The organism is Ensifer adhaerens, assembly GCF_002007205.1.
Lineage (GTDB): Bacteria > Pseudomonadota > Alphaproteobacteria > Rhizobiales > Rhizobiaceae > Ensifer > Ensifer adhaerens_D.
Window position 1 is genome coordinate 1 of the sequence record NZ_LAZS01000010.1, and the last position, 17,670, is coordinate 17,670.

General features: G+C 63.8%; 18 protein-coding genes. 9 read left to right on the forward strand and 9 right to left on the reverse strand.

The genetic code is table 11. The features are described from left to right. Positions 1–148: 148 nt before the first annotated feature. Positions 149–1,150 carry a sulfate ABC transporter substrate-binding protein gene (locus XB14_RS22090; RefSeq protein WP_419178616.1) on the reverse strand — a complete coding sequence of 334 codons (1,002 nt, stop codon included), beginning with the start codon at positions 1,148–1,150 and terminating at the stop codon, positions 149–151. Positions 1,151–1,435: 285 nt separating this feature from the next. Here XB14_RS22090 and XB14_RS22095 point away from each other — a divergent pair, with 285 nt between their 5' ends. Together XB14_RS22095 and XB14_RS22100 are read left to right on the forward strand one after the other, a co-directional pair. Further along, positions 1,436–2,281 (forward strand): metalloregulator ArsR/SmtB family transcription factor, encoded by an 846-nt coding sequence (locus XB14_RS22095; RefSeq protein WP_077964089.1) that lies wholly within the window; start codon positions 1,436–1,438, stop codon positions 2,279–2,281. Then, entirely contained in the window at positions 2,274–2,870 is a 597-nt protein-coding gene (locus XB14_RS22100) for a dihydrofolate reductase family protein (protein WP_077964091.1), read from the forward strand. The genes XB14_RS22095 and XB14_RS22100 overlap by 8 nt, the downstream gene beginning before the upstream one ends. 57 nt (positions 2,871–2,927) lie before the next feature. On the opposite strand, the gene XB14_RS22105 is transcribed toward XB14_RS22100, so the two are convergent. Beyond that, positions 2,928–3,986, reverse strand: coding sequence for a D-TA family PLP-dependent enzyme (locus tag XB14_RS22105; RefSeq protein WP_077964092.1), 1,059 nt, complete (start codon positions 3,984–3,986; stop codon positions 2,928–2,930). A 163-nt stretch (positions 3,987–4,149) separates the two neighbouring features. On the opposite strand from XB14_RS22105, the gene XB14_RS22110 reads away from it, so the two are divergent. From XB14_RS22110 to XB14_RS22125, 4 genes are all read left to right on the forward strand, one after another. After that, positions 4,150–4,989: a transporter substrate-binding domain-containing protein gene (locus XB14_RS22110; RefSeq protein WP_077964094.1), complete on the forward strand. Its 840-nt coding sequence runs from the start codon at positions 4,150–4,152 to the stop codon at positions 4,987–4,989. Positions 4,990–5,055: 66 nt separating this feature from the next. Then, entirely contained in the window at positions 5,056–5,718 is a 663-nt protein-coding gene (locus XB14_RS22115; protein ID WP_077964096.1) for an amino acid ABC transporter permease, read from the forward strand. Positions 5,719–5,723: 5 nt separating this feature from the next. Further along, entirely contained in the window at positions 5,724–6,386 is a 663-nt protein-coding gene (locus XB14_RS22120) for an amino acid ABC transporter permease (protein ID WP_077964098.1), read from the forward strand. Between the two features lie 13 nt (positions 6,387–6,399). After that, complete coding sequence (locus XB14_RS22125; protein ID WP_077964100.1) at positions 6,400–7,170, forward strand: amino acid ABC transporter ATP-binding protein; 771 nt, start codon at positions 6,400–6,402, stop codon at positions 7,168–7,170. Positions 7,171–7,231: 61 nt separating this feature from the next. Here the strand turns inward: XB14_RS22125 and XB14_RS22130 are convergent, their stop codons facing one another. The 6 genes from XB14_RS22130 to XB14_RS22155 all read right to left on the reverse strand — a co-directional run bounded on the left by XB14_RS22130 (position 7,232) and on the right by XB14_RS22155 (position 13,417). Next, entirely contained in the window at positions 7,232–8,317 is a 1,086-nt protein-coding gene (locus XB14_RS22130; RefSeq protein WP_077964102.1) for an ABC transporter ATP-binding protein, read from the reverse strand. Continuing rightward, entirely contained in the window at positions 8,314–9,249 is a 936-nt protein-coding gene (locus XB14_RS22135; RefSeq protein WP_077964104.1) for a carbohydrate kinase family protein, read from the reverse strand. The genes XB14_RS22130 and XB14_RS22135 overlap by 4 nt, the downstream gene beginning before the upstream one ends. A 3-nt stretch (positions 9,250–9,252) precedes the next feature. After that, the gene (locus XB14_RS22140; RefSeq protein WP_077964106.1) at positions 9,253–10,278 is read right to left on the reverse strand and encodes an SIS domain-containing protein; all 1,026 of its coding nucleotides are present in this window, start codon (positions 10,276–10,278) and stop codon (positions 9,253–9,255) included. Next, entirely contained in the window at positions 10,275–11,120 is an 846-nt protein-coding gene (locus XB14_RS22145) for a carbohydrate ABC transporter permease (RefSeq protein WP_077964108.1), read from the reverse strand. The genes XB14_RS22140 and XB14_RS22145 overlap by 4 nt, the downstream gene beginning before the upstream one ends. Beyond that, entirely contained in the window at positions 11,120–12,001 is an 882-nt protein-coding gene (locus XB14_RS22150) for a carbohydrate ABC transporter permease (RefSeq protein WP_077964110.1), read from the reverse strand. The genes XB14_RS22145 and XB14_RS22150 overlap by 1 nt, the downstream gene beginning before the upstream one ends. Before the next feature lie 177 nt (positions 12,002–12,178). Next, positions 12,179–13,417 carry an extracellular solute-binding protein gene (locus XB14_RS22155; RefSeq protein ID WP_077964112.1) on the reverse strand — a complete coding sequence of 413 codons (1,239 nt, stop codon included), beginning with the start codon at positions 13,415–13,417 and terminating at the stop codon, positions 12,179–12,181. A 231-nt stretch (positions 13,418–13,648) separates the two neighbouring features. Here XB14_RS22155 and XB14_RS22160 point away from each other — a divergent pair, with 231 nt between their 5' ends. Then, positions 13,649–14,878: an ROK family transcriptional regulator gene (locus XB14_RS22160; protein ID WP_077964113.1), complete on the forward strand. Its 1,230-nt coding sequence runs from the start codon at positions 13,649–13,651 to the stop codon at positions 14,876–14,878. On the opposite strand, the gene XB14_RS22165 is transcribed toward XB14_RS22160, so the two are convergent. Next, complete coding sequence (locus XB14_RS22165) at positions 14,879–15,799, reverse strand: LysR family transcriptional regulator (RefSeq protein ID WP_077964115.1); 921 nt, start codon at positions 15,797–15,799, stop codon at positions 14,879–14,881. Between the two features lie 121 nt (positions 15,800–15,920). Here XB14_RS22165 and XB14_RS22170 point away from each other — a divergent pair, with 121 nt between their 5' ends. Together XB14_RS22170 and XB14_RS22175 are read left to right on the forward strand one after the other, a co-directional pair. Continuing rightward, positions 15,921–16,790: a pirin family protein gene (locus tag XB14_RS22170; protein ID WP_077964117.1), complete on the forward strand. Its 870-nt coding sequence runs from the start codon at positions 15,921–15,923 to the stop codon at positions 16,788–16,790. A 173-nt stretch (positions 16,791–16,963) separates the two neighbouring features. Then, positions 16,964–17,641 carry an isochorismatase family protein gene (locus XB14_RS22175; protein WP_077964119.1) on the forward strand — a complete coding sequence of 226 codons (678 nt, stop codon included), beginning with the start codon at positions 16,964–16,966 and terminating at the stop codon, positions 17,639–17,641. Positions 17,642–17,670 lie beyond the last annotated feature (29 nt).

Sequence of the window (17,670 nt, forward strand, 5' to 3'; positions counted from 1 at the left end):
GGGTGCAGTCTTCGTCGCATGCGTCAATGGCGCTACCTTTGCAGACTTTACGCGGCACGATGAAACGCGCTTCGCTCGAGGGCTTGGCCCGGCGCGACGCGAAACAAGACGCGCAACCGGTTCGTCCGGCTGCGCGCTCTGTCAGGTCTTATTGGCCCGGCTTGTAGAGCGTGTCGAAGACACCGCCATCGCCGAAGAATTTCGGCTGGGCTTCCTTCCAGCCACCGAAATCTTCGATGGTTACGAGCTTCAGTTCGCCGAACCGCTTGATGTCGGCCGGATCTGCCGCTGCCGGCTTGAACGGCCGGTAGTAGTGCTTGGCCGCGATCTTCTGGCCGGCATCGCTGTAGAGGTAGCCGAGATAGGCTTCCGCCACCTTGCGCGTGCCCTTGGCGTCGACGTTGCCGTCGACGAGCGCCACGGGCGGTTCCGCCTTGATCGAGATCGACGGCGTGACGATCTCGAACTTGTCGGGGCCGAGTTCTTCGAGCGACAGATAGGCTTCGTTTTCCCAGGCGAGCAGCACGTCGCCGAGACCACGTTGCACGAAGGTCGTCGTCGAGCCGCGTGCGCCGGTATCGAGTACCGGAACGTGCTTGAAGAGTTCGGTCACATATTCCTGCGCCTTGGCGTCGTCGCCGCCATTGGCGGAGCGGCCATAGGCCCAGGCGGCGAGGAAGTTCCAGCGCGCGCCGCCCGAGGTCTTCGGGTTCGGCGTGATCACCTGGATATCGGGCTTGACCAGATCGCCCCAGTCCTTGATGCCCTTGGGGTTGCCCTTGCGCACCAGGAACACGATTGTCGAGGTGTAGGGGGCGCTGTTGTTTTCGAACTTCGTCTTCCAGTCTGCCGGGATCTTGCCGGTTTCCTTGGCGATCGCGTCGATATCGGCTTCGAGCGCCAGGGTCACGACGTCGGCCTGCAGGCCATCGATGACCGAGCGGGCCTGCTTGCCCGAACCGCCATGCGACGTCTGGATCGTCACGGTCTCACCGGTGTCGGCCTTCCACTTCTCGGCAAAGGCAGCATTGAAGTCCTTGTAGAGTTCACGTGTCGGATCATAGGACACGTTCAAGATCGTCGTGTCGGCAAACGCAACACTTGCAGCTCCCAGCTGCAGGCCTCCGAGCACGATTGCCAGTCCCACCATTCCGGTAATTCGTCCAAAGACCATTTCGACCTCCATTGGTTACCAGATAAAACTATCAATTTTGTCGACTGCTACAACGTAAACCGATGACGCCAGAAGCAGCTATGGGGAAATGTCCTATCGTTTTGTCGGGCTTTTCGGGAACGGTTTGCCTGCAACCGCCGCCGCCGCCACGCCGAACCAACGACAGAATACATGGTAAGCGCGATGCCGCTGTCCAGAAAAATTGCGCGGTGGAAAAAATATTCCTTTACAAGAATATTCTTTATGCAGAATATGTAGCGCATGGAAAAGATTATTTCAGCCCTCGCAGACAGCGCCCGCTGGCGCATTTTGGAGCTTCTCGCCGAGCGGCCTCGGTCGGTCGGTGAGCTGGCGGAACTGACAGGGCTTCGCCAGCCGCAGACCACAAAACACCTGCAGACCCTGGGCAATGCCGGCCTCGTTACCGTGTTTCCCCTCGGGCAGCGTCGCGTATACGCGATAGAGGCAGCGCCGCTAACGGAGGTCGGACAGCGCCTTCGCCTGCTGATCGAAGCGGCGGAGAAAAACCGCGGCGAACGCGACGTGGTTGCCCGCTATCAGGCGGCCATCGAGGCCGACGCAGCAAAGGCAGACCGGGACCGCTGGGCGGACGGGCGCAGCTTCCTGTTCGAACGCGCCCTGCCGGCATCGCGCGACCTTGTATGGCGTCATTTTACCGACGCGACGCTGCTTGCATCCTGGTGGGTGCCGCCGTCGCTGGCGATTTCCGAGTGTGTTCTTGAGCCCAGGCCGGGCGGAAGGGCGGTTCTCGAATATCGCGATGCCGAAGGGCGCTATCGCTCCGAGGGGCGCGTTCATGCAGCGGAGGAGCCCGAACGCCTCGTCTTCGACCTCTCGGTGCTCGATGGGGCGGGCGGCGTTTCCTTTACCGGCCACTACGACGTCAGCCTGACAGAAACGGAAGGCGGCACCGCGCTTCGGCTCGGCCTGCAGATCACCGAGACCACCGCCGGGGCCTTGCCGTACATCGCCGGCATCGAGACCGGTTGGCGGCAGGTGCTCGACAATCTCACGCATGCGGTCGAGGCCGCGATGGGTTCGAACGCCGCGACTGGGCACAACAAAGAGGAGAAGGATCATGGCTGAGACGAGCCGTCGTGTGACTGCAAATCTGGCGCTCACCCTCGATGGGCGATATAGCGGCCCCGGCGGCGCAGGCGATCTCGGCGCGATCGTCCCCTATGCGGTCACCGATGTCGCGCGCAACCATATGGCGCGCATCTGGGAGACGGCGACGACGGCCGTGCTCGGCCGGCTGAACGCCGAGGGCTTCCTCGGCTACTGGTCGGCGGTGGCCGGGGACGAAACGGCCGATTCTCGCGATCGCGGCTATGCGAACTGGCTGGTCGAGGCGGAAAAGGTAGTGTTTTCGAGGACGCTGACCGAAGCGCCCTGGGAGCGCACGCGGATCGCGAATGGATCAGTGGTGGACGTCGTTTCAGAGCTCAAGGCGTCCGGCGAAGGTGACATCCTCGTCAACAGCAGTGCCAGCCTCATCAAGTCGCTTCTTTCGGCCGACATGATCGACAGGCTCTATCTGCTGATCTGCCCGGAGATTGCCGGAGGCGGAGCGCGGCTCTTCGAGGACGGCCTGCCGGGCACGACGTGGCGGGTTGCGCACCAGGAGACGGGTGAGCGGGGCGAGATCGCCCTTGTCTATGACCGGGTGCGCTGAGCGCGGAGCGTCAAGAGTGACGGCGCGGCAAACGCGCCGCTCAACTATGCCGACCGGCTAGAGCACGTGGCCGCGCGCCACGACCGGCCAGATATCCTTCAGCCTGTCGCCTTCGACGATTTGGATGGCATCGACCATGTTGGTCACGACGCAGGCGTGGTTCGGCACGATCCTCAGTTGGTCGCCAACCCTCAAGCCAATCGACCCATCGGTGACGAGGCGGCCGTGTTCCTCAGACAGCTGGTCGATGCGGATGTCGTCGCGGCCAAGCACGTGGCCGTAGCCCGGGAGGCCGAGCAGGTCCGAGGTCAGCACCTTGCTGCCGGCGTCGATGATGGCCCGGTTTTCGGACGGAACCGAGACGACGGTCGCAAGCACCGTCAGGGCGCAGTCGTCCCAGCTTGCGGCGCCACGTGAGACCAGCGAGCGGTCGTTGTAGATATAGGTACCCGGCCGGTATTCGCTGGCAACGGGGGCGCCATCGGCATGCATCATGCTCGGCGTGCCACCTGAAGTGATGGCCGGCACGGTGATGCCGTCTGCTTCGATCAGCTCCTTTGCCTCCGTCATGAAAGCCTGGACTTTCGCCTCGCCATTGACGGGCGGATAGGTCATGAGGCCGCCGAAGACGAGCCCGCTTGCATCCTCGATCCGGCGGGCGAGCTTCGCTGCCGCCACCGGAGAGCCGACGCCGCAGCGATCGGCGCCGGTGTTGCATTCGACAAGCACGCGCAGCGGCTTGTCCTTGCCGGCGAAAAAGCCGGCGAGCCCGTCGATGACCGCTTCGCTGTCGGCAACGACGGCAAGCGAAACGCGGGCATTGAGCCGGTCGAGCCGCGCCATCTTGGCTTCGCCGAGGATATTGTAGGTGATCAGCACGTCCCTGATCCGGTCGCTGCCCTCGACCATTGCTTCGGCCTCGGTGACCTTCTGGCAGGTGATGCCGATGGCGCCGGCTTCGATCTGCAGTTCGGCCATCTGCGGCAGCTTGTGCGTCTTGATGTGCGGCCGCACACGGATGCCGTGCTCATCCGCATAGGCCTGAAAGCGCTCGATGTTGCGCTTGGCAATTTCAAGATCGACGAGAACGGCCGGCGTTTCGATCGGCAGGGGCATCGCGACTCATCTCCTCATTGGCGGCGCAGGATCGGCAGCGAAACTACCTTAACTGCCCTTGACAAGATATGACCACGGGCCTTTGATACGTCAATCCATTATTCAAGATTACGATACACAGTAATAGAATAATGGTGGGGAGGCTAAAAAAGGGAGGAATGAAATGAGCAAGACCGTTTTTGCGGCGGCTGCCATCGCAGTCATGGCTATGGCCGGCTCGGCCGCGGCCCAGCAGCCGGCGAGCAAGCTGGACGAAATTCTCGCCCGCGGCCATCTGGTAATGGGCACCGGCAGCACCAATGCGCCCTGGCATTTCAAGAGCGCCGACGACAAGCTGCAGGGCTTCGATGTCGACATGGGCCGGATCATCGCCAAGGCGCTCTTCGGCGATCCGGAGAAGATCGAGTTCGTCAACCAGTCGTCTGATGCCCGCATTCCGAACATCACCACCAACAAGGTGGACATCACCTGCCAGTTCATGACTGTGACCGGCGAGCGCGCGCAGCAGATCGCCTTCACCATTCCCTACTATCGCGAGGGCGTCGGGCTGATGCTGAAGGCCGACGGCAAGTATGCCGATTATGCCGCTCTCAAGGCTGCCGGCTCGTCGGTGACCGTGTCCGTCCTGCAGAACGTCTATGCCGAAGCGATGGTGCATGCCGCACTGCCGGAGGCGACCGTTGACCAGTACGAGTCCGTCGACCTCATCTATCAGGCGCTGGAATCCGGCCGCGCCGACACGGTCGCCACCGACCAGTCGTCGCTTGCCTGGTACATGACCCAGAACCCCGACCGCTACAAGGATGCCGGCTACGGCTGGAACCCGCAGACCTATGCCTGCGGCGTCAAGCGCGGCGACCAGGACTGGCTGAACTTCGTCAACACGGCTCTGCACGAGGCGATGACCGGCGTCGAGTTCGATTTCTATGCGAAGTCGTTCAAGACCTGGTTCGGCAAAGATCTTACGCCGCCCCAGATCGGTTTCCCGGTCGAGTACAAGTAAGCCTCTCCGGGGCGATCCCGCCGCCTGCGGGGTCGCCCTCCGTCCTTCGGCAAGGGTGGCTGAATCATGGGCTATACTCTGAATTTCGCCGCGGTCTGGCGCTCCTTCGATCTCCTGCTCGAAGGGCTGGCGCTCAGTCTCGGCCTCGCCTTCGCGGCGATCCTGGCGGGCTGCCTGATCGGGCTCGTCACCGCCTTCGGGCTGGTGTCGAAAAACCTGTTCCTTAGCAAGTCCGCCGGTCTCTATGTGACCGTCATCCGCAACACGCCGATCCTGGTGCTGGTCCTGTTCAGTTATTTTGCCTTGCCGCAGCTCGGCGTCCGGCTCGGCAAGATCGAGAGCTTCGTGCTGACGCTGGCGATCTATTCCGGTGCCTATCTGGCCGAGGTTTTCCGCGGCGGGCTTCTGTCGGTTCCGCCGGGACAGCGGGAGGCGGGGCTGGCGATCGGCCTTACGGAAATGCAGATCCGCACCTCGATCATTCTGCCCTTGATGCTGCGCAACGTGCTGCCGTCGCTCAGCAGCACGATGATCTCGCTGTTCAAGGACACTTCGCTCGCCGCCGCGATCGCCGTCCCGGAACTGACCTTCGAAGCCCGCAAGATCAATGTCGAGACCTTCCGGGTGATCGAGACATGGATCGTTGCGAGCTGCCTTTATGTCGCCACCTGTTCGGTGCTGGCCGCCCTGATGCGCGCGGTCGAGCGCCGTCTGACCGTGCCGAGGTGACCGCCATGGATATCCCGGCATTTCTCGACCAGCTCTGGCTCGCGCGCATTCCCCTGCTGAAAGGGCTCGGCGTTTCGATCTCGATCTCCTTCCTGTCGATCCTGGTCGGAACGGTGCTCGGCGTCTTCGTCGGCCTTGCGCTCACCTATGGCTACCGCCCGGTGCAGTGGATCGTGCGCGGCTACACGGATTTCATCCGTGGCACGCCTGTGCTGGTGCTCGTTCTTGCGAGCTACTATGTGTTGAGCACCATCGGCATCGATCTCGGGCCCTTCCAGGCCGGCATCCTGGCGCTCTCGATCTTCTGCAGTTCGCATGTTGGCGAGCTCGTCCGCGGTGCGCTGCAGGCGATCCCGAAGGGGCAGACGGAGGCGGCGAAAGCCATCGGCCTGACGTTCTCGCAGACCTTCCTCTATGTGCTCGGGCCCCAGGCGATGCGGCAGGCGCTGCCAGCCTGGGTCAATACGGCCGCCGAGATGGTCAAGGCGTCGACGCTTTTGTCGATCATCGGCGTCGCCGAGCTTCTGCTTCGGACCCAGGAACTCATCTCGCGCACCTTCATGAGCCTCGAGTTCTATTTCTTCGCCGGCTTCCTCTATTTCGTCATCAACTACAGCATCGAGCGCTTCGGCCGTTACGTCGAACGCAAGACCGCTGTTTCATCCTGAGGCTTCGGCTCCGATGACCCAGACATTGCTTGAAATCCGCGACCTCCACAAACGCTACGGCACTGTTGAAGTGCTGAAAGGCGTCGACTGCACCATGGCGCAGGGAGAGGTCATCTCGATCATCGGCTCCAGCGGCTCCGGCAAGACGACGATGCTGCGCTGCATCAACATGCTGGAGGAATTCCAGGGCGGCTCGATCCGCATCGACGGTCAGGAAATCGGCTACGAGACCGTGGGTGGCGTGCGCAAACGCAAGAAGGAGAATGAAATCGCCCGCCAGCGAGCGATGACCGGCATGGCCTTCCAGCAGTTCAATCTCTTTCCGCACATGACCGCGGCCAAAAACATCATGCTCGGCCTGATGAAGGTCCGCGGCATGGGCCGCGACGAGGCGCGATCCGTCGCCGAGAAGTGGCTCGATCGCGTCGGGCTGCTGTCACGCATCGATCACTATCCCGGCCAGCTTTCGGGCGGTCAGCAGCAGCGCGTGGCGATCGCCCGGGCAATCGCGATGAACCCGAAGCTGATGCTGTTCGACGAGGTTACCTCGGCGCTTGATCCGGAACTCGTCAACGAGGTGCTGCAGGTAATCAAGGGGCTGGCCGAGGACGGCATGAGCATGCTGCTCGTGACCCACGAGATGCGCTTTGCCTATGAGGTCTCGACGCGGGTGATCTTCATGAACCAGGGGCGCATCGGTGAGGAGGGAAACCCGAAGGACATGTTCGTCAAGCCGCAGACGGAGCGCCTGGCGGAGTTCCTGAAAAGCTCGTCGTTCAATTGAGGCAGGTTTTCTGATCGGGCCGGCCGCCGCGGGAGCGATGGCCGGCCTTTGCTTGGCGGGCTCAGCCCTTCGCCAGTGACCGACCACTGTCGGGATCGAACAGGTGAAACGCTTCCGCCTCGACGGTAAAGGCGCGTTCCTTGCCCGCCAGAACAGAACTGCGCGGCGGCAGGCAGGCGGTGACCCGCTGGTCGCCGATCCGGGCCGTGGTGACAAGCTCGGGGCCGGTGAGCTCGACGACCTCGATCCGTGCGCTGAACTGTGGCGTGGCCTCATTGCCGGCCGCAAGCCGCAGTGCCTCCGGCCGGATGCCGACCTTGACAGATTGCCCTTCGGAGACAGCGTCCCGAAAACGTGCCGGCAGAGCGATCGGCTCACCGTCACCGGCGATTTTGAGCTGACCTTGCACAACCGTTGCATCCAAGATGTTCATCGGCGGCGAGCCGACGAAACCGGCGACATAGAGCGTGGCCGGCCGATCGTAGATCTCTTCCGGCGTGCCGAGCTGCTCGATGCGTCCGTCGCGCATGACGGCGATCCGGGTCGCCAGCGTCATCGCCTCGATCTGGTCGTGGGTCACATAGACGACCGTGGTCTTCAGCATCTGGTGCAGGCGCTTGAGCTCGGTGCGCATCTCCATGCGCAGCTTGGCGTCCAGGTTGGACAGCGGCTCGTCAAAGAGGAAGACCTGCGGATTGCGCACCAGCGCGCGGCCGATCGCGACGCGCTGGCGCTGGCCGCCGGAGAGCTGGCTCGGCTTGCGTTCGAGCAGGCTTTCGATCTGCAGCAGCTTCGCGGTTTCCTTCACCGCCTTTTCGCGCTCGGCCGAGGGGACCTTGCGCATCTCCAGCCCGAACCCGATGTTCCGCGCGACGCTCATGTTCGGATAGAGCGCATAGGACTGGAACACCATCGCGATGTCGCGATCCTTGGGATGGGCACCGAGAATGGAGCGCTCGCCGATGCGGATGTCGCCGCCGCTCGGTTCTGCAAGTCCGGCAATGATGTTGAGCAGGGTCGACTTGCCGCAGCCCGACGAGCCCAGCAGCACCAGGAATTCGCCGCTTTCGAGCGCGATGTCGATGCCCTTCAGCGTCTCGACCTCGCCATAGCGCTTGTGGATGTTCTCTATGGCAAGAGCGCTCATGCGCCGGTCTCCTGAAGGTAGGACGAAAGCGGTTTGCCGTAGCTGCGCGGCAGGGTGGAGATGGCCTCGGAGGCGATGGCGACGCCGGTCGAGAGACAGGCTTCAAGGGGCATTTCGGCGGCGAGTGCTGCGAGGAACCCGGCATTGAAGACATCGCCGGCGCCGATCGTGTCGACCACGCTGACGACGGGGGCTGCTGCGGAGGAGATCCGGCCGCTCGCATCGATGGCGAGCGCGCCGTGCGGTCCGCGCTTGACGACGACGATCGCACCCTCCGGCATGTGTGTCCGGAGTTCGCGTGCGGCTTCGGCCGGGTCGGAGACACCGGTCACCGTGGTGGTCTCGACCTCGTTGAAGAGGGCGAGCCGGCAGCGCTTGAGCCAGCGAACCGTCGCGGCGCAGTTTGCCTCGGTCCAGCCATCGAGCGGCCAGCCGGTGTCCAGCGCGACGGCGATTTCATGCGCGACGGCCCAATCGAAGAAGCGGTCGTAGTCTGCCGTCAGTGCGTCGGTCAGAAATGAGCCGGTCAGCAGTGCGTAGCCACCGCGCAGTTTCTCGCCATCGAGCATCGCCCGGACTTCCTCAAAATTAAGGAGCGGCAGATGTCCGCGCGTGGTGAAGAAGGTGCGCTCGCCGTCGGGATGGGTGATGCCGACCGAGAGTGTGGTCCCGACATTTTCGACCGGCCAGGATTTGGACCGCTCGGGAAAGGCTTGCCTCAGCCAGGTCCCGAACTGGTCGTTGCCGACATTGGCGGCGATGGCGTAGTCGACGCCGAGCGAATCCCAGGCAAGCGCGCTGTTGCCGGCGCAGCCGCCGACGCGCAGCTCGTCATGGTCGACGATGATTTCGGTTCCGGCTTTCGGCCAGGGGGCCGCCGGCCCGAGGATGAGATCGACATTGGCGTTGCCGATCACGGCAAGAGGACGCATCGTTTATTCGCTCCGGGTAATCTTGGTCGAGCGCACGGGGGTGCCGGCATTCTCGACGCGGGCTGCCGCAAAGGCGATCATGAAGGACTGGGCGACCGGCAGCATGGCAAAGATTGCCGCGAGGCCGGCGGCCGGCGCAAAGGGAACGGTGGTGACGCCTTCGATGGACGCTTCGCCCGAAGCATCGAAAACGACGACCGGCGAGCCGGCTTCCGCCGCCGAGATGGCCATCGCCCGAACGAGCCCGGCAGTCGGATCCGCCCCGCGGAAAAGAACCACACCGACGGTCGGGCCGAGCATTTCCATCGGGCCGTGCCGGAGCTGGCCGCCTTCGAGCGAGAAGCATGGCAGGCGCGCGAGTTCGGTGAGGCCAAGGCCGATCGCTTCAGCGAGACCCTGCAGGCGACGGCCGGACGTGACGACGGAGCGGACGCCAGCGAGCGCGGAAAGTGCTTCCGCCGTATCGGGCAATTGCGGATTTTCCAGCGCGTGAAGCGCGTCGCTTGGGTCGTCGCCGAGGGCGGCGAGGATGGCGAGGTGCAGCGCAAAGCTGATCGTCAGGCTGCGGGTGGCGGCAAAGGCCTTTTCGGTCCCACCGACGCCGACGAGCGATGCTGCGTTCTTCGCAAGAAATGAACCGCCTTCCAGCGTCAGCCCGAACGTATGCGCCGTCCCGCCGTTGGTTTCGCCGAGCCAGCGCAGCACCTCGGCGCTTTCGCCGGACTGCGAGGTGATCAGGATCGTCTTCCCGTCGATCGACAACGGCTGGCCGAGCTGTTCCGAGAGCGGCAGGGCGACAGCGTCGATGCCATGAGCACGATAAAGCGGTTCGAGGGCGCGGCCGACCGCATGCGAGCCGCCCATGCCGAGCAGCAGAAGCTTGCCGGTCGCCTTCAGCGAGCGGGCAATCTCTGCGGCGCGCGGTGCATTGCCGGAGACGGAGGCCACGGCATCGGCCGCCTGGCGCGCCATTTCTCGATCGATCGCGACGAGCCCCGCAGGGCGTTCCGAAGTGGTCATTGTCGTCATCCTTTGACACCGCCGCTGGTAAGCCCGGAGATCAGGGCACGTTGCATGACGAGGCCGATCAGCACCGGGGGCAGGGCGGCCAGCACCCCGGCTGTGGCGATCAGCCCATAATCGGAGACACGGCCGCCGGCGAGATCGGAAATGGCGACCGTAAGCGTCTTGGCGCGCAGATCGGAGGTGAAGAGCAGCGCGTAGAAGAATTCGTCCCAGGCAAGCAGGAAGGCGAAGAGCGCCGATGTCGCCATGACAGGTGCTGCGAGCGGCAGGGTGATGAGCCTCAGGATCTGGTCGAGGCGGGCGCCGTCGATCATCGCGGCACTTTCGATCTCCTTGGGAATGGAATCGAAGCCCGATTTGAGCAGCCAGGTGGTGAAGGGTGCCAGAATGGTGAGGTAGACGAGCGCCAGCCCGAACACCGAATTGAGGAGCCCGAGATAGGCGAGCCCCATATAGAGCGGCACGGCGAGCGCCACCGGCGGCAGCATGTAGGTGGCGATCACCGCATAGAGCGACCAGGAGACATTTGACGTGCGCGACACCGCCCAGGCGGCCGGAATGGCAACCGCGATCGCTGCCAGCGTCGCCATGCCCGCTACCTTCAGGCTGTTGAACAGCGAAGCGGTAAAGGCGGCGCCGGCGCTGTTCTCGATCGTCGACAGAAGCACCCGGTAGCGCGACAGGTCGATTTCCTCCGGCCACCAGTTAAGCGGCTTTGTCGAAAGGTCGGCGGCCGACGAAATGCTCATGACGAAAAGCCAGAGGATCGGCGCGAGGATGACCGCGGCAAGCAGCAGGGCCGCGGCATAGACGAAGACGGTAAAGACAGGGCTTTGGCGTTCCATCACGAGGCTCCGGCGGCTTTGCGCACCATGGCCGCGTAGGCGACGGCAAGCACGGTGACGAGCAGGGTGACGATCAGCGCCAGCGAGGCGCCGGATCCGGCACGCTGGAAGGAGAAGGCTTCCTGGTAGACGAGGATCGACAGGGTGCGGGTGCTGTTTGCCGGCCCGCCGCGCGTCATCACCCAGATGATGTCGAACACCTTGAAGGCCTCGATGGTGCGCAGCACCAAGGCGACGAGCAGCGGCCCCGCCAGATAGGGCATGATGACGTAGCGAAAACGGTTGAACGGGCCGGCGCCATCGACGAGCGAGGCCGCGGTGATGTCCCGCGGCACGGCCTGAAGGGCTGCAAGTGCGATCAGGGCGACCAGCGGGAAATTCTTCCAGCAGTCGGCGACGATCAATGCCGCCAGCGCCGAGCCGGGTTCGCCGAGCCAGGAGCGGTAGCTGTCGATCACTCCGAGTTGCAACAGGGCGGCGTTGAGCGCGCCGTATTCGGGATTGTAGATCAGCCGCCAAAGCGTGGCGTTGACCACGGTCGGCAGCGCCCAGGGCAGGATCATCAGGGCTCTCAGCGCCGTGCGGCCGCGGAATTGCTGGTTCAGCAGCAGGGCTGCGAGGACGCCGAGCACCATTTCGGCGGTAACCGAGACGACCGCAAACCAGGTCGTCGTTATGAAAGCACGCTGGAAGTTCGAGCCGCCAAGCATCTTCGCATAGTTGTCGAAACCGACGAAGGTGCCCTCCGTGCCGACGAGCTTGGCGTCGGTGAAGGAAAGCCTGACCGTATCGATAAGCGGCCAGCCGATGACAGCGATCATCACCGCCAGCAGCGGCAGCATGAGCAGCCATGCGCGCGTTGTTATCCAGGTGCCGGACATAGGATGGAAACCTTCTCGGGCCTCGGGAGCCCCGCCATGCTATCGCATATTGCTCCGGACCGTCACCGATCCAAGCGAATGATGCGCAAGATCATAGTGTTGAAGCGCGAATGCAAGCGCTGCCGCTTTGTCCCACGGTCCCCGGGCGGTTGCCCGCCCGGGGCTTGAGAGGTCGGCTCAAAGGCCGCTGTTTTCGGCCGCCGTCTTCAGGGCGTCTTCGGCCGAGGTCTGGCCGAGAAGCGCTTCCTGGATCGCCTGCTGGAGGGCAGTCGAAAGTTCCTGGTACTTCGGCGTCGTCGGACGCGGGTACATGGCCGCAAGGCCGAGCTTGGCGGCGCCGATCAGCTCTTCCTGGCCCTTGGTGACGCTGGCGTCCTCATAGGAGGAAGCCCAGATCGGCAGGCTGAGCTTGGCATAGGCGTTCTGCGTCTGTTGCGAGGTCATGTAGACGATGTACTTCCAGGCCTCGTCCGGGTTCTTGCTGGTCGAGGTGACGCCGAGGCCCATGGACCCGTTGACGGCCGAGACGTCGCTCTTGCCGGCAACACCCGGTGCCGGCACGACGCCGACTTTGCCCGCGACCTTGCTTTCCTTCGGGTCGTTGGCGAGGTTGTACATGTAGGTCCAGTTGAGAGCGAAGGCGGCTTCGCCGTTCTGGAACACCTTGCGCACGTCCTCTTCCAGAAACTCCTTCGAGTTCGGATTGGTCAGGCCCGAGGTATAGCTCGTCACCATGTAGTTGAGTGCATCGAGGCCGCCGCCCGAGGCGAAGGCCGGCTTGCCGCCGTCGATGAACTTGCCGCCATAGGCGCTGACAAGCGTGGTGTAGTCGCAGATCGCCGCTTCCGCCTGCGACCAGCTCCAGGCGATCGGGGTTGCAAGCAGGCCCTTGTCCTTGATCACCTTTGCCTGTTCGGCAAGCTCGTCCCAGGTCTTCGGCGGCGCCTTGATGCCGGCCTTTTCCAGGATTTCCTTGTTGTAGAACAGGTATTTAGTATCGAGGATCCACGGCATGCCATAGCGCTTGCCGTCATATTCGACCGTTGTCCAGGCGCCGGGCAGAACGCCGGACTTCATCTCGTCGGTGATGCGGTCCGTCACGTCGACGAGCACCTTGTTGGCGGCATATTCGGCCGGCCAGATCACGTCGAAGAGCACGACGTCGTAGCCGCCGCCGGACCCTTGCGCGAGCACGGTCTTGTCGTGCAGGCCTTCGTAAGGCACGAATTCGAGATTGACCTTCACATCCGGATTGGCCTTGGTGAAGGCCTCGGTCATGGCGCGCACATCCGCCTCGCTATAGGCGGCCTGGGCCATGAACAGCGCGTTGAGCATGGTTTCCGCGTGCGCGTGGCCGGCGAAGGATAGGCCGGCAAGGGTCGCGCAAAGCAGCGTGGTTCTAATGGATTTCAACATTCCTACCTCCCAATGACATAAGCGTTTGAGAATTCCCGGCATGCTTTTGGGCATGCCGCATGCGAGACGTCCGCCCTTCACGAAAGCGGCTGTCGACATATCGTTTGGAGCGCTCGCGGTGGGTCCTGCCGCCGCTTTCGTTCCCCCGAAGCTCTTTTTGGCTCCTATTAAGTCAATTGTCTTGACTTATTTTTTGTTCAATATTCTAACAGTGTCAAGAGGGGTTTTTGGATGAACGATATGCGCCTGATCCGGGCGAAGAGCGGCACCAATCAGGAGGGGACGAGTGCGCACAACCGCCGCGTCATGATCGATGCGTTGCGGCTGAACGGCCAATTGTCCCGCGCCGAGCTTGCCCGCGCGACGGCGCTGACGAAGCAGACCGTTTCCAACATCATCGAGGATCTCGAGCGCGACGGACTGGTCGAATCGCTGGAAGCCGTGCGCCAAGGCCGCGGGCAGCCGTCGACGCCCTATCGGCTGGTGCCGGAAGGTGCGTTTGCGATCGGGCTGCAGATCGACCGGCATGTCACGCGCACCATCGCGGTCGATCTCGTCGGCCGGGTGCTTGCCCGCGGCGAGGCCAACCTGCCGGCCGGCGGGCCGGCGACCGGAGTGAGGACCATCCTCGAGCTGATCGAAAAGACCCGCCGCGATCTGACGGCGCTTGCGCCGCATTCGGAGGATCGCCTCGTCGGACTCGGCGCGGCCATGCCCGGTCCCTTCGGGGTGGAAGCCGATGCCGACGACCCCTGGATGATGGCGGCCTGGCAGAATTTTCCGCTGCTCGAAACCCTTGCCGCCGGCACAGGGCTCGATGTCGGCCTGCAGAATGACGCCGCCGCCGCCGCAACAGCCGAACGCATGGTCGGGGCGGCGCACGGTGTTGATCATGCGATCTGCATCTATTTCGGTTATGGTCTCGGCGCCGGCCTGATCCTCAACGGCGAACTCTATCGCGGCGCCAACGGCAATGCCGGCGAGATCGGCATGATCCTGAGCTTGCCGCGCGGGGCAAGCTCGGACGAGCGCATGCCGCTCGAACATCGCGCCTCGATCGCGTCGCTGTGCAAGCTGCTCGACCTCGATCCCGCCGACCCGGACCTCTATGGGCGCATCGATGCCGCCGCCGCGAACCCTGATCAACGGCTGCTTCGATGGATCGATGCGGCCGCATTCGAAATGCGTGCGGCCGTCCAGGCGCTGGAAACGATTTTCGACCCGCAGACGGTGATCCTCTGTGGCGGCCTGCCGCCCGGGCTTGCGCGCCTGCTCACCGAGGCGATGATGCCGCTGCTGCCGTCGATCGCCGATCGGCGCGACCGCGGTCTTCCCCGGCTGCAGGTCGGCTTCACCGATCCTTGGGCGGTGGCGATCGGTGCGGCGGCCGAGCCGATCAGTCGCACCTTCGATCCGCGCTTTTCGGCGATCCTCAAGACCCGGGCAAGCGCCGCCGGGTGATCAGGTCCGCGGCTCGTCCAGACGGGCCAGTTCCGCATATTCCGCCGCGAGAAAATCAAGCAGAGCACGGACCGAAGGAAGCAGGCCGCGACGCGAGGGAAAGACCGCGTGAATGATGCCGGCCTTCGGCGACCAGTCCGGCAGAACATCGACCAGCGTTCCCTCCTTCAGGTCCTGGCGTATCACCATCTCCGGCAACTGGCAGATGCCAACACCGCGAAGTGCGGCGAGCCGCAGCGCCACCATGTCTTCCGTAACCAGGCGGGGCCGGTGGCGCACGATCGCGGTGGCGCCACCGGGGCCTTCCAGCCGCCAGTCGTGCTCGGGACGGTCCGGGTTCCAGGCAAAGCTGGGAAATGCGCTGAGGTCCGCAGGCACCAGCGGCTTGCCCATCGGCGCGAGCAGTGCGGGGCTGGCGACCAGGCGCTGGCGGCTTTCGGCAAAGCGCTTGACGACGAGATCGCTTTCTTCGAGCGGCGGGAAGCGGACGCGGATGGCGATGTCGATGCCTTCGCGCAGAACATCGACGCGCCTGTTGGTGCTTTCCAGCACGACCTCGACCTTCGGGCATTCGGCCATGAAGCGCGCGATGATTTCCGCCACCTGGAAATAGACGACCGACGACGGGCAACTGACATGGACCACCCCCTGAGGCTCGGAGCGGGTGCGGTCGATCATCTCCTGCGCCGCCTCGGCCTCCACCAGCATGGCGACGCAATGGCGATAATATTCGCGCCCGATCTCGGTGATGACGAAGTGACGGGTCGAACGCTGCACCAATCGTACCCCGAGCCGTTCCTCCAAAAGGCCGATGCGGCGGCTCAGGCGTGAGCGCGGCATGTTGAGCTTGCGGGCGGCCGCAGCAAATCCGTTCTGCTCGACCACGTCGACGAACAGCTTGAGATCGTTCAAATCCTGCATGGGTGTTTGTCCTGTTTTCAGGACACTATAGCCCGATTTGGCTGTCTACCGCCAGATTTGGTGCAGGCATATCTTCCCTCCAACGCTCTCGTTCAATCAGCGAGGCCAAGGAGAAATAGCCATGAGGAAGATACTCGGCATCTTCGGGAACACGCATCCGCATTGGGTTGGCGATGGCTTCCCGGCCCGTTCCCTGCTGGCGCGCGACCGCGCCGGCGATCACGCCAGCCCGTTCCTTCTGCTCGACTATGCCGGGCCGATGTATTTTGCGCCTGGCGTCACGCCGCGCGGCGTCGGCGTCCATCCGCACCGCGGCTTCGAGACCGTGACGATCGTCTACCAGGGCGAGGTCGACCACCGCGACTCCGCCGGCAATGGCGGCCACATCGGTCCGGGCGACGTGCAATGGATGACGGCGGCCGGTGGCATCCTGCACGAGGAATTCCATTCGGAGCGCTTCACCCGGGAGGGCGGAACGCTCGAAATGGTCCAGCTCTGGGTCAACCTGCCGGCCGCCCAAAAGAGCGTCGATCCCGGCTACCAGACCTTGCTCGATCGCGACATTCCGACGGTCAGCCTCCCGGATGGCGCCGGATCGTTGCGCGTGATCGCCGGAAGCTACGCCGGAACGCGAGGGCCGGCGCGCACCTTCACGACGGTCAACCTCTGGGACCTGCGCCTGAAGCAGCAAGGCTCGCTCAGCCTAGATCTGCCCGAGGGCCATTCGCTCGGCCTGGCGGTCCTGCGCGGCAATGTGCTCGTCAACGGCAGCGATCTCGTCGGGGAGGCGCAATTCGTTCTCTTCGGCCGCGATGGCGGCGGCGTTACACTGGATGCCAGTTCGGATGTGACGGCGCTCGTCCTGAGCGGCGAGCCGATCGACGAACCGGTCGCCATGCACGGCCCCTTCGTGATGAACACTGAACAGGAAATCCGGCAGGCGGTGACGGACTTCCAGTCCGGCCGCTTCGGCAAGATCGCGAGCGCTTAGCCGCGCGAGACCGCATCGCGAACACGGAATGAGGAACCGCGACTGAACAGAAGACCGGGCTGTACCGCCCCTCAAATCCCAACGCCGAAGCGCAAGGACGCGCTTCGGGGAACCCGAACGCATGCCTGCTTCCCGGATGCAGCCATGCAATCAAGCCAACAAGGAGCAAGACCATGACCCCTGCAAACTTCAACGGACAGCGCCCGGTTATCGATCCCGATGATGCCGTGATGCTTTTGATCGACCACCAGAGCGGCCTGTTCCAGACCGTCAACGACATGCCGATGCCGAAGCTGCGCGCCCATGCGGCAGCCCTTGCCAGCATGGCGACGCTGACGAAGATGCCGGTCATCACCACGGCCTCCGTGCCGCAGGGCCCGAACGGTCCGCTGATCCCGGAAATCCATGCCAATGCGCCGCATGCCAAGTATGTCGCCCGCCGTGGCGAGATCAACGCCTGGGACAATCCGGACTTCGTCGCCGCCGTCAAGGAGACCGGCCGCAAGACCCTGATCATCGCCGGCACGATCACCAGCGTCTGCATGGCCTTCCCGGCGATCAGCGCCGTGTATGACGGCTACAAGGTCTTCGTCGTCGTCGACGCCTCGGGCACCTATTCGAAGATGGCTGAGGAGATCACCCTTGCCCGCGTCGTCCAGGCCGGCGTGGTGCCGATGGATACGGCAGCCGTCGCCTCCGAACTGCAGCGCACCTGGCATCGCGACGATGCTCAGCAGTGGGCCGAGATCTACACCAAGATCTTCCCGGAATATCAGCTGCTGATCGAAAGCTACCTCAAGGCGCAGCAGGTCGAAAAGGACCACGAACAGCTCGACTCGCAGCGCGGCTAAGACCCACGTCGGGAGCGCGAATGAGGCAC